At 37.7% G+C, this 12780-nt stretch carries 8 protein-coding genes; 4 read left to right on the top strand and 4 right to left on the bottom strand.

Annotated elements, in window-relative coordinates:
• Positions 1 to 1166: 1166 nt before the first annotated feature.
• Positions 1167 to 1829 carry a PEP-CTERM sorting domain-containing protein gene (locus H4J67_RS15335; RefSeq protein WP_182204239.1) on the top strand — a complete coding sequence of 221 codons (663 nt, stop codon included), beginning with the start codon at positions 1167 to 1169 and terminating at the stop codon, positions 1827 to 1829.
• A 928-nt stretch (positions 1830 to 2757) separates the two neighbouring features.
• On the opposite strand, the gene H4J67_RS15330 is transcribed toward H4J67_RS15335, so the two are convergent.
• On the bottom strand, positions 2758 to 4719 hold the full coding sequence (locus H4J67_RS15330; protein ID WP_182204237.1) for a methyl-accepting chemotaxis protein: 1962 nt from the start codon (positions 4717 to 4719) through the stop codon (positions 2758 to 2760).
• 482 nt (positions 4720 to 5201) lie between these two features.
• Between H4J67_RS15330 and H4J67_RS15325 the strand changes: the two genes are divergently transcribed.
• Positions 5202 to 6752, top strand: coding sequence for a response regulator (locus H4J67_RS15325; RefSeq protein WP_182204235.1), 1551 nt, complete (start codon positions 5202 to 5204; stop codon positions 6750 to 6752).
• A gap of 88 nt (positions 6753 to 6840) precedes the next feature.
• On the opposite strand, the gene yfbR is transcribed toward H4J67_RS15325, so the two are convergent.
• Positions 6841 to 7434 carry a 5'-deoxynucleotidase gene (yfbR, locus tag H4J67_RS15320; RefSeq protein ID WP_182172844.1) on the bottom strand — a complete coding sequence of 198 codons (594 nt, stop codon included), beginning with the start codon at positions 7432 to 7434 and terminating at the stop codon, positions 6841 to 6843.
• Between the two features lie 23 nt (positions 7435 to 7457).
• Positions 7458 to 8672, bottom strand: a complete 1215-nt coding sequence (locus H4J67_RS15315) for a pyridoxal phosphate-dependent aminotransferase (RefSeq protein ID WP_182204233.1) — start codon at positions 8670 to 8672, stop codon at positions 7458 to 7460.
• Between the two features lie 169 nt (positions 8673 to 8841).
• Here H4J67_RS15315 and H4J67_RS15310 point away from each other — a divergent pair, with 169 nt between their 5' ends.
• Both H4J67_RS15310 and H4J67_RS15305 read left to right on the top strand, forming a co-directional pair.
• Positions 8842 to 9432 (top strand): hypothetical protein, encoded by a 591-nt coding sequence (locus H4J67_RS15310; protein WP_182204231.1) that lies wholly within the window; start codon positions 8842 to 8844, stop codon positions 9430 to 9432.
• Between the two features lie 100 nt (positions 9433 to 9532).
• Entirely contained in the window at positions 9533 to 10855 is a 1323-nt protein-coding gene (locus H4J67_RS15305; protein ID WP_182204229.1) for a hypothetical protein, read from the top strand.
• A gap of 180 nt (positions 10856 to 11035) precedes the next feature.
• On the opposite strand, the gene H4J67_RS15300 is transcribed toward H4J67_RS15305, so the two are convergent.
• The gene (locus H4J67_RS15300) at positions 11036 to 12733 is read right to left on the bottom strand and encodes a proline--tRNA ligase (RefSeq protein ID WP_182204228.1); all 1698 of its coding nucleotides are present in this window, start codon (positions 12731 to 12733) and stop codon (positions 11036 to 11038) included.
• Between the last annotated feature and the right edge of the window lie 47 nt (positions 12734 to 12780).

The following is a 12780-nucleotide window of genomic DNA, read 5'->3' as shown; positions in this document are numbered from 1 at the left end:
GTGTATCAGATAAACTGATTTGTTGTGAACGAGGCTTGGGCATAACAATCACCACACTTATAAGAGGGTAAATTAAGTGTAGTTTATTGTTGAAAAAACAAACAAGTTATTATGGGTGGCTTAATGGTGGTTAATACGGCGTATCAGATAAAATAATTTGATGTGAACGAGGCTTAGGCATAACAATCACCACACTTAACAGGGGTGATTTAAGTGTAGTTTATTGTTGAAAAAACAAACAAATTATTATGGTTGGCTTAATGAGAGATGTTCGATTTCACTATGGGGGCTCATTGCGTCATAGAATTTAGGATGTGCGCTAAGCGGAATTAATTATTTGATAGTTTAGGGGGGGACAGTCCGTTAAAGGTCATGTTGCTGAACGTATATTTAGGTATATTAACTAAAGTTTTTTCATAATATTTACTGCGATAACACTTCCTAACTAATCTCCTGCTGTGACGTTTAATCAAGTTTGTAAAAGTGAGGGCATTCATATATGACGACCCAAGCTGTTCCAGTTGGTTAATCAAATATAGTGTTTAGTCTTTATTTTGCTGGTATTAAAAAATTTTCTTAACTTGCTGCTCGGTTAGCGTAGGCGATTTAGGTTTTGGTTGATGAAATGGGGTTGTCATCATGGCTGCCAAACCGAAAGTTAGCCAATGAACCGACTACCAGAGGCTCCATGGGAGCATAGCCGATGAAAAAATAAAAAACTTTTTTAGTGTCTGGTTATTTTACACTTCTAACTGACTTATATCAGTGCTTTTTATATACCCTTGAATCTTAAATATCATTGAATTTTAAATATATTAATGTGTTGGTATGTATTTTGTTTTTTGGCCGCATATCATAAGTGATAACGTTTTAGTTTTTAACATTTCCCTTGAATAACAGTGTTTTGAAGGAATAAAAAGGAATATCAAATAAAAACGAAATTTTTAAGCTCCATGCTGGCTGGCATCGCCCTCACTCTTAGTAGCCAATCAGCACTAGCAGGACTAATCTCCTTCGATTACGAAGGATAGATTGTTCAGTATACAGTCAACACAACAGGTACCTACGAGATATTCGCGGCAGGAGCAAGCGGGGGAAAGAGCAGATACCAACAAGGGGGGGCTGGAGCAATTAAAGGAGGCAGTCTGTTTCTAACTACAGGGCAGATGCTCTCCATTGCTGTTGGTGGAAAAGGTATAAATGGTAATCATTCCGGCGGCGATGGTAATTATTCTGGCGGCGGCGGTGGTGGCAGTTTTGTTACTTTAAATTCAGGCCCCACTTTTGATTCTTTAGTTATCGGTGGAGGTGGAGGTGGAGGTAACTACAGCCAAGACTATGGAGTGGGCCAAGATGCGAATTTAGGCACCTCCGGTGATTCAGGAGGTAGGTGTTTTCAGGATGCTGACTACAGTGTTGGCGGAGTAAATGGCAATGGAGGTGAAGGTGCTAACTGCCGTAAAAACAAATCTCCACTAAGGAACGCAGCTGGTGGTGGTGGCTTCTTCACGAACGGGGGTAACGGTGGTGGCGGCGGTGTCGGTGGTGGACAGTCCTTCCTTAATGGGCTTGCAGGCGGCACGAACTATTATCCGAACGGGAGAGGCGGATTCGGTGGCGGCGGCAGCGGTGGCGGCTCTTTTTTTAGCACTAATGTCGCTTTACAACCCAGTGAATTGACCCCTGTTGGAGGCACTGGACACCGTGGTAATGGCTACGTAACACTTGAACTAATATCGGACACAGTGCCAGTGACAGAACCGACCACGCTTGTTATATTAGGGCTAGGGCTTGCTGGTCTTAGACTGTCACGCCGTAAGAAAACGTAAATATAGCCTACAAAAAAGCCTGCTAGCCCGCAGGTTTTTTTATTTCTGTACGTTGGAAAATTTTTCGAATTAGCAAATAATTAACGTACGGCTCCCACTAATTAACATGCGCTAAGATGCCCTAGTTTAGAGCCCGCTTATATGTATTTCTGAAAAGTGGCATAAGTGAGGGTTAAACCAAATTCCCAATCAGTTTAGTTTTTAGCACTAATGTTTTTTGGTGCTAATGCCACCTTGGTGCGCTATAGCGGAAATAAACATCTTCAAGTCTAATAGTTTTTTACAGTTAGGAAACTGGCATTAGTGAGCCTTAGATAATTAATTTACCGACCATTTTTATGTACTACTGCCAAGGTCTTTTTAGTGTGATTTACGTAAATGAACATAAAAAATTTTTCTTATATTTTCTAATGAATCTATTTTGCTGCTAAATTAATAACTGAATGATAAATTTGGTACGTTTATGTAAGATAGGAATTTAGACGCGTTTATCTCAATTAAATTTTCAACCATTTGTTTTTTTATCGGTTTATACTATTTAGGGTATGTGCATAACGTGCCATTTTTGGGATCGAATAACACATAGCCTGTTACTTTTATTCATAAAAGACACTCAAAACAGATAAGCTTGTTGGCCACTTACTAAATCTATTATATAAAGTTTTGTGTGTGAATTAATCAGCTCGATATGTCGACAGTTTAAATCGAAATACACACTAATAAGGTGTTAGGTTACCAAGGAAAGTTTATTAAATGCGCTCACCAGTATTTTTGGTCTATGGGGCGCATTACTTATAATCTTTACTAAGCAATAATAAGGTGTTTAAGTAGGGCAAACAAGTGGGCTAGAGCCTGTAACAAAATCTGTTACAGGCTCGTAATAAATAGTTAAAATATAGTGCTTAGTTATTTAATACTAATATTGGTGTTAATTATTGACTTTAAAGCGACCGACTAAATTTGTTAAATCTTTGGATAAAACAAGTAAGTCATTCGATCCGTCGGCCAATGTATCAGCAGTACTAACAATACCTTTTGCAGATTGATTGATGCCACTAATATCGTCATTGATCAAGTCCGATGAACTGCACTGTTGATCTGCGGCTTGAGTAATACGCGAGATATTTTCTTTCATTTGTCCAACCAAAGTACTGATTTGGTTAAATGATTGATTCGCTTGTTCAATTTTATCGATAGCCTGTTTCGATTGTTCGACATTCACGCCCATTTGTTGAGAAACAACACGTGTTTTATCTAGCAAGTTCATTAATACAGCATCAATTTCTTCGGTAGCGCCTCGCGAGCGTTGCGCTAATGTTCTCACTTCATCTGCGACCACAGCAAAGCCTCGCCCTTGCTCACCCGCTCTTGCCGCTTCAATAGCTGCATTAAGTGCTAACAGATTGGTTTGTTCAGCAATGCTTCTGATAACATCTAATATTTTAGTAATATTCTCACTTTCTAGTTCAAGTGACTTCATCGATTGAGATGATTCACTTAACGATTGATTTAACGAACTCACTTCACTTACCGTGACAGAAATTAACGAAATACCTTTTTTTGAGTACTCTTCAGTTTTCATAATAGTCGTCGAACTTTCTTGGCAGTCGTTTGATGTTTGATGTGCGATATCTGTCATCGTTGCGATAAGGTTATTGACATTATTTATTGATTGTTCTTGTTTATGGCTTACTGATTTTACATCAGCGATTTGTATACCCGATTGATTAGCCACCACATTTAATGTTGATGCACAGGTTTTAATATCAACAACAAGCTGATGAATCGAGTCTAAGAATTGATTAAACCATTGAGCCAATTCACTGACTTCATCTTGACCAATAATCTCTAGTCGCTTAGTTAAATTTCCATCACCTTGTGCAATATCACGTAAACCTTCAGCCACACGGTTAATGGGTTGAACAATACGATTGGCTAACCAAAATCCTATGGCAATAAATAATGTCACCATGATAAAGGCAATCACGGTAATGGTCTGACTCAGATTATATGCAGGCGCCAAAATTTCATCGCTATGGATGACGCCAACAAAACGCCACTTTAGTTCTTTTGAATAATAACTGGCAACGTCAACATCTTCACCTAAATGCTCGGTAGAAAAATGATCTTGATTTGGACTTTTTTGTAATATGGAAAATAATGATGATGATGAAAGATCTTTAATATTTTTGAAGTTATTCTCTGGTGTTTTGGCATCAGCTAATACGGTTCCTGACTCATCAATAAGAATGAGATAGCCGCTTTCACCTAGTTTTGTATTACTTAATATATCCGTTAATGTTGAAAGGGTAACATCTAGACCTTGTACACCTATAATGTCGCCTTGCTTATTTTTGACCACTAATGCAGAAGTTACTACAGGTTTTCCTATGACATCTTGATATGCTTCAGTAATAATTGGAGCGTTGGGAGAGGCTAGCGCCTGTTTGTACCAAGGACGTTGTCTTGGATCATAACCTCCAAGCACCTCTAATGGATATTGAACAAAGCCACCTTCTTTGGTACCTGTGTATACGTATAGTAAATCAGGGTGTGATGAACCAAAATCTTCATATAGCTTATATAAATTTAATTCTTCGACAGAATCATTTTTTGGCTCCATCATATGTTCAGAGTCAATATAAGTATGAGTATTATCAGGAAGTTGGGTTGTCAATTTATTTTGAGCTAAAAATTTTACGTTAGCTTTGATCTGTTGAAAGAACAGTTGAAAGCCGTTGTCTACCTGCCTTAACTCATCGTGAGTGCGTTCCACAAAGCTTGTTGAAGATTTAGAAATTGTCATTGATATACTGACAATTGCAATAGCAATAATTGGTAAAATAACTGTAGCAGCAAAGCTCAACGTTAGTTTAGAGCGAATATTCATAAAAAATTCATTAAATAATCGTAAATGTAGCCATAATATAACTGAGAATGATACTGAGACCAAGCCCAAATGAGTCAGAGTGAAAGTATTGGCTAAACTACAAAACGGTGACCGATTTTACTTCACCACTTCAGTATCTTAAAAATCCAAAAGTTTTCAAAAAAGCTTCAACCAAATTACAGTAAATTCAGGTCCAGTTGAGCCGTTGAAAAAAAGGCTCTTCTCGCAGACACAAAAAAAACACGCCTCAACAAACTTCACGGAAAAATCTCTTGCCATCTATGATTATTAGTTGTGTTTTTTAGTGAAAGTTTATCAGTGAAGTGAAGCCACTTTGCTTTGTTTATAGGTGTTTTAGTTTATATTGCCCATTATTTTAAGTATTTATTTATTATATTTACCAATTATTTACATAAATAGCAGGAAATATTCTATATATTTATTACACTTAGGGTTAACTATAACAATAATACGAATTAATAATGTCAAACTTTCTCTTTAAAGAAGAATCTGCAGGCGAGTCCTTAACGTCAAAACTAAAGAAGCACAAGGTCTGGCGGATACTTGTCATTGATGATGATGAATCTGTGCATCAAGTCACTCGACTGGTTTTAGCGGATGCTACTATTGAACACAGAAGCTTGGAAATTGTTTCGGCTTATTCTTCTATTGAAGCACGTGAGATATTATTAAAAGATGATACCTTTTGCATGGCCTTTGTTGATGTTGTTATGGAAACTGATCATGCAGGCTTAGAGCTTGTTGAATGGATCCGTAATACCTTAAAAAACCAAGCAATACGTCTTATTCTAAGAACGGGTCAGGCGGGTTCAGCTCCTGAAGCTAAAGTGATTAAAGAATTTGATATTAATGACTACAAAGAAAAAACTGATTTTACTGCCGGTAAAATGACTACAACTGTCTACGCAAGTATTCGCGCTTACCGTGACATAATGACGATACAGCGTAGTTTAGATGCTTTTAAACAGTTAATAAAAGCCACTCATGATCTTTTGAAAATCAATCAATTCAAGCCTTTTGGCTCTGCTGCTTTAGAACACTTACTGACCTTAATGGATGTTGACAGTTCTGCGCTTTATATTGCCCGAAGCCAATTAGAATATGATGAAACTAGTTCAAATCTGATTATTGCCTGTACCGGTAAGTATGTGAGTGAGTCAGATAGTCTTGAAGCGTCAGATATTTCTAGTGATGTTAAACATTTAATCCAGAAAGCGTTCGAAAATAAAAAGCATTATTTCACTGATGAGATATTTGTTGGATATTATGAAACATCAGGGAATTCAGTCTCGGTACTTTATATTGAATTCGAAGATGACGCAGAGCATTTTAAAGCCAGTTTAGCCGAGTTATTTGCCACTAATATTGCCCTTATCCTTGATAGTTTATCTAAACAACATGAGCTAGAAAAAACTCAGAAAGAACTGCTCTATATCGTTGGAGAAGCGATTGAAACGCGTAGTAAAGATACTGGGGCTCACGTTCATCGAGTTGCACTTATTTGTGAACTGTTAGCGAAAAAATTACAACTAAGTGAGGCCTTTATTAATGCTATTCGCTTAGCAGCACCACTGCACGATATTGGTAAGGTGGTTATTCCCGTTAATTTACTTCATAAACCGGGCAAGCTTGATAACAACGAATGGGAAATTATGAAAACTCATGCCGACGCAGGGTTTCAATTATTATCAAAATCTAAAACGAGTGTTTCAAAGTTAGGTGCAAGGTTAGCACGTTATCATCATGAAAATTGGGATGGCAGTGGTTATCCCGATGGCTTAAGTGGTGAAGAAATACCGCTTGAAGCACGTATTATGGCTATTGCCGATGTTTTCGATACCTTGGGCTCTGAAAGTTGTTATAAAGATAAATGGTCTGATACCGAGATAAAAGCTTTCTTAATTGAACAAAGCGGCAAAAAGTTTGAAGCAAAAATGATTGATGTGTTTATAGAAAACTATGATGAGTTTTGCCAAATTAGAGTGTTGAATCCAGGTGAATCTCCATTGTAAAACTGTATAAGCAGCCGAGGTTATTGTTGTCAATTAGACGAAGAGTAGAGCATTTTTATTAATGTTCTACTTTGAAGTTAACATAAACTTAATTTTGGCTAATCTTATCGACGGTAGCTGAACAAGCTTCAAGGAATATATCCATAAAATATTCAACTTCAGGCATTTCTTTTTTTAAGCCATCTAGTTTTATTTCTAAGCGCTCTTTAACGTGTAAAAATTCAGGGTTGTGGTGATTGAGCTCATCGAGTGCTTTGATATAAGCAACTAAAATGTCCGCTGCTTTTACTATCGCTTTATAATGGATTTCAACGTTATCTTGAACAATAATATCCGAAAAAAGTTCTTGAAACTCTTCAGGTAAAGACGCTAAACATTCTTTTTCTGCTAAGTACTCTATCTTCTTGAATTCTCTTGCAATTTCTTTGTTAGCATATTTAGTTGGACTAACAATATCTCCGTAGCGAGTTTCACTTGCCTCATGATATAAAGCGATAGTGGCAACACGGTCAGCATTGATGTTACCTCCAAATTTCTTATTTTTAATGACCGCTAGCAAGTGAGCGACAATCGCAACTTGATGTGAGTGCTCGGCAACGTTTTCTGGCTTCACACAAAACATTAGCGCCCAACGTTTGATTAACGGCATTCTGAACATCCAAGCTAAAAAAGTACTCTGCATGATTATTTCCCTTATATAAGTAGTTATTGGCTATAGGTACTGAAAAAATTCTTAAGTTTGGTCATTGCTGGCACTAATTCGTCAACATGGGGGAGAAAAACCAAACGAAAATAATTTTTCTCCTGAATGTTAAACGCACCGCCATGGACCAAAAGAATTTTTTCTTGTCTGAGTAAATCTAAAATCATTTTTTCATCATCAAGAATATTAAATTTTTCTTGGTCAACTTTAACAAACAAATACAAGGCCCCCATCGCAGGGTTACAAGATAAACCATCAATTTCGTTGATCATTTTATGCGCTAGATTTCGCTGCTTGATTAAACGGCCATCATCCTTTATCAATTCATTAATACTTTGATAACCACCTAATGCTGTTTGAATAGCATGTTGACAAGGGACGTTGGCACATAAACGCATCGAAGCAAGAATATTCAAGCCTTCTAAGTAATCTTCAGCATGGAATTTAGGACCACTAATTACCATCCAGCCAGCACGAAAGCCAGCGATACGGTAATTTTTTGATAAACCGCCCATGGTAATAATTAAGACATCTTGTGCCAAACTCGCGGTAGGTATATGGGTAGCTTGATCGTACAAGATTTTGTCATAAATTTCGTCACTAAAAATAATTAAGTCGTGCTTACGTGCTAGTTCAATGATGCCCTTTAATAGCGCTTCACTGTAAACAGCGCCCGTTGGATTATTGGGGTTAATGAGCACAATAGCTTTGGTTTTATCAGTGATCTTGTTCGCCATATCTACTAAGTCAGGAAACCATTGGTTTTCTTCGTCACAGCGATAATGAATAGCTTTACCACCCGATAGCGCTACGGATGCTGTCCACAAGGGGTAATCGGGTGCGGGTATCAAGACTTCATCGTCATTATTTAATAACGCTTGCATCGCCATCACAATTAATTCACTGACACCATTACCGATAAAAATATCTTCAACGCTAACATCTAATATACCTTGTTGCTGAAAATACTGCATCACGGCAACACGTGCCGAATAAATACCTTTAGATTCGCAATACCCTTGAGCTGTCGGTAGGTTGCGAATAACATCTTTTAGAATATCATCGGGAGCAGCAAAACCAAACGGGGCAGGGTTACCGATATTAAGCTTTAATATTTTATGGCCTTCATCTTCTAATTTTCGGGCTTCGGCGGCGATTTGTCCTCTAATTTCATAACAAACATTATTCAATTTTGATGATTTTTTGATGTTTTTCATTAGCGGTGTCTCATAGAATATTTTTAATATTGTGGTTGATGATATATTCCTCATTGTTACTAATAATCAACCGCTTTGAAACAGTTACTTGCAAATTTTTTATAGCATTAATGAAATAAAAGCGTCATCTTGTTATTAATTGAGTGAAATTTAAGCATGGAGGTCGATAATGCCATTACCTTTATTATGGTTAGGGGCTGCTGCAATATCAGCATTCGCGCTAAAAGAGTTAGCCGACGACCGTAAGAAACAGCAAAGAAAACGCTTTTATTATCGTGATGCACAATGTCTTGGTCGGTTTAATGAACATGAATTTCCAGTTGTCCAGTATCCAACTGATTTGTTTACTACCACGGAAAAAGTAAAACCAGAAATTGGCGCAATTGTTTGTTGTGGTGTTGGCGGTATACTTGATCACACCGGTATTTGGGTTGGTGATAATACGATTGTTGAACTCGATGGTAATGGTTTAATTAAAGCTATTTCGGTGCAACGCTTTACTAAGGAGCGCTCAGGAAAGCATATTTTTATTGCTTGTGATTCAACAGCAAAACCATTTGCCAGTGAACATGCCGCGCAACGTGCTCAGCAACAAATTTTTCAATACCGAGATTATCATATGATAGAAAATAACTGTCACCAATTTATTTGGCAATGTTTTAAACCCCATGATAAGAATTTAACAACGTTTAAGGCGCTTAATATTCGCTTAGCGAGATTATACGATCGGAAAATTTATTGGGATATTTGTGATTGCTGATCAGTTAATTAGATAAATTAGTGGTATTTATCACTATACTTTTACCGGCAAGGCAATCAGAATATAGCTCAATAATATTATGTACAATGAAGGTTTACTTTTGAAACTTTGGTTAAAAAGAATTTTACTCTTGTTCGTTTCACTGTTTTGCTTTGCTGTTATTGTCATTTTTATGGCTTTACAACCATCACCGCAGTTGCAAAGAATACATCAAATTGATGCTAATTCGGCGACAGAAAATAAGCGTATTGCTCAGCGTTTAATTCAGTCCTTAAAGAGTGACCAGCAACCGATTAAATTGCAAGCTACTCAGGCTGAACTTCATGGACTCAGCGCTTTTGGTCACCGAGCCATACCACAACTAAGCTCTGATGTGGTTTTATTTAAAGACAGTGCTTTAATTAACTTTTCCATAGCCTTGCCTTTACCCAAGCTTATAAAATACCTTAATGTGGAGATGATGCTTGTTTCTTCAAAGGAAGGTCTTGATTTGGGCACTGTTTATATTGGTAATATTGCGCTCCCAGGTAATGGATTGCTTAAATTAGCTGAATGGTTTACTAACCTATATGTAAAAGAAGAATTTGGCAGTACGCTATTAAGCATGATCAAAAGTGTTGAAATTAGTGTAGAGAAAATTTCTGTGGATATTGTGCTTTCAGATGATTTAAAAAATGAGCCATTAAGCAATAAAAATAGCCTTTTTGCTTTACGTGATCAACTTGCCTTATATGGTGATGTTGAGGTAATACGGTTTTATTATCAAAGCCTTGTTGACACGATTGAGCAGTCAAAAACACTTAAACTTTCGTTTGCTCAATATGTTGGTTTTACTTTTGGTTTAGTAAAACAACGTAATTTAGCCGCAATAACTGATTCACCGGCAAAAGAGAATCGAGCGGCTTTAATGGCCTTAGTGCTTTATTTTGGTACCGATAAGTTTGAGCTCTTAGTGGGGGATATTTCTAAGCTGTCAGCGGAGCAAATAAAACAGCGCACAATACGCCGAGCAAGGGTTACGTTACGTGAAAGAGTGGATATTCAAAAGCATTTTATTTACTCCGTTGCTTTGCAGTTATTTGCTACCAGTACCGCAAGTAATGCTATTGGCGAGTTAAAAGAATTTTTAGACTCAAACAGTGGTGGTAGTGGTTTTAGTTTTGCCGACTTGATGGCCGATCGGGCTGGAACTCGCTTGGCAATGCTGGCGACAACCTCTGATGAAAGCGCCTTAAAAGTGCAAGAACACTTGGCTGATATCATTGATGAAATCCTGATTTTACCTGAGTTAACGGGGTTACCCGAAGGTATATCCCAACAGAAATTTGAACAATATTATCGTGATATTGATTCGTTAGTTTATCGTAGCATGCTACAAAGTATTGATGAGCGTTTGCGTAAAATTCCTGTTTATCAAGATTAACGACAGCGCTAGTCAGCAATAAAAAACGCAACCTTAAGGTCGCGTTTTTGATGTTCAATATGAAGGTATATGTTCACAACTGCCTGGGTGTTAGCGCCGAAGATGGTCTTTCTCAAATACCATCAACTCTCTAGTCATGATTACTGAATCCTTGTATCTCACCGCTAAACAATGTGATGTTTAGCTAAATAAAGACATGATATCACTGATTGCCATTAACGATTTCTCACCACTAATACGGTTTTTCACTTCAACGTTCTGTTCATCAAGATTACGTTCACCAACAATTAATAATATTGGCGTACCAATTAATTCATGGTCGGCAAACATCACACCCGGACGTTCTTTACGGTCATCGAAGATAACTTCAATGCCAGCTTGTTGTAATTGTGTGTATAAAGCTTCTGCGGTGTCTTTAACACGAGCAGACTTTGCCATATTCATTGGAACAATCGCTACTTGAAATGGTGCAATAGCTGCTGGCCATTTTATGCCATTTTCATCATGATTTTGTTCAATAGCCGCGGCAACAATACGTGAAACACCTATGCCGTAACAGCCCATAGTTAACGTTTGATTTTTACCATTTTCTGTTAATACGCCACAATTCATTGCTTGAGCGTATTTTTCGCCTAACTGGAAAATATGGCCCACTTCAATACCGCGCTTAATGACAATATTACCAAGACCACAAGGGCTAGGATCGCCTTCGACGATGTTACGAATATCTTGAATGTTGATTTCATCACAATCACGTTTCCAGTTAACCCCAGTATAAGATTGACCGTTTACGTTGGCACCACAGACAAAGTCGCTTAGATGAGCTGCACTGCGGTCTACAATAACCTCAACAGGTAAGCCTTTAGGGCCTAATGAGGTGATATGGCAGTTAGCAATTGCAGATATTTGTTCATCAGTTGCAAATGTTAAAGGTGAAGCGATAGCAGATAAATTTTCAACTTTAACTTCATTTAGTTGATGATCGCCACGAAGCACTAGAGCAATGAATTTTTCTGGCTCACCTTTAGTACTAGAGCCAAGCACTAATAGTGTTTTAACTGTAGTTTTTAAATCTATGTTTGAGGTTTTTATTAATCGTTCAAGCTTTAATTCTACCCTAGTCAATTCCTGAGTTGGCTCTGCTCGTTCGCCTAACGGTGCAATAGCTTCAGCTTTCTCAACGTTTGCGGCAAAATCGCTACCATCACTAAAGGCGATATCGTCTTCGCCAGAATCAGCTAAAACATGAAATTCATGTGAAGCTTCACCACCAATAGAACCTGTATCAGCAATGACTGGACGGTAATCCAAACCTAAACGGTCGAAAATACGGCAATAAGCGTCAAACATAATTTGGTAAGTTTTCTTTAAACACTCTTCACCTAAATGGAAAGAGTAGGCGTCTTTCATTAAAAATTCACGACCACGCATCACACCAAATCGAGGGCGTATTTCATCGCGAAATTTTGTTTGAATTTGAAATATATTCAGCGGTAACTGTTTATAACTATTTATTTCATTAGCGACTAGTTTTGTAATGACTTCTTCGTGCGTAGGACCTAAAACGAAGGCGCGATCATGACGGTCATTTATGCGCAGTAGCTCAGGGCCGTAATCATTTAAACGTCCGGACTCTTCCCATAAATCAGCAGGTTGAACCATAGGCATTAATACTTCAATAGCGCCTGCTCGCTCCATTTCTTCACGAACAATATTTTCAACTTTTCTTAATACTTTGAGACCTGTGGGTAACCAAGTATATAAACCCGAAGCAACATTTCGAACAAGTCCGGCACGTAACATTAATTGGTGACTGATCACTTCGGCGCTGGCTGGCGTTTCTTTCAAGGTAGAAAGCAGGTATTGAGTAGTACGCATTGACTAAAGGTTCCGTAAAATATCAAGTATATAATTGTCAGTTATTC

The organism is Colwellia sp. BRX10-4 (assembly GCF_014077465.1).
In the GTDB taxonomy this organism is placed as follows: domain Bacteria; phylum Pseudomonadota; class Gammaproteobacteria; order Enterobacterales; family Alteromonadaceae; genus Colwellia_A.
This window is presented reverse-complemented; position numbering and strand designations above follow the sequence as displayed.

Coding starts and splice junctions, on each gene's coding strand:
- H4J67_RS15335 (WP_182204239.1), top strand. CDS start 1,167: ATGCTCTCCATTGCTGTTGGTGGAAAAGGTATAAATGGTAATCATTCC.
- H4J67_RS15330 (WP_182204237.1), bottom strand. CDS start 4,719: ATGAATATTCGCTCTAAACTAACGTTGAGCTTTGCTGCTACAGTTATT.
- H4J67_RS15325 (WP_182204235.1), top strand. CDS start 5,202: ATGTCAAACTTTCTCTTTAAAGAAGAATCTGCAGGCGAGTCCTTAACG.
- yfbR (WP_182172844.1), bottom strand. CDS start 7,434: ATGCAGAGTACTTTTTTAGCTTGGATGTTCAGAATGCCGTTAATCAAA.
- H4J67_RS15315 (WP_182204233.1), bottom strand. CDS start 8,672: ATGAAAAACATCAAAAAATCATCAAAATTGAATAATGTTTGTTATGAA.
- H4J67_RS15310 (WP_182204231.1), top strand. CDS start 8,842: ATGCCATTACCTTTATTATGGTTAGGGGCTGCTGCAATATCAGCATTC.
- H4J67_RS15300 (WP_182204228.1), bottom strand. CDS start 12,733: ATGCGTACTACTCAATACCTGCTTTCTACCTTGAAAGAAACGCCAGCC.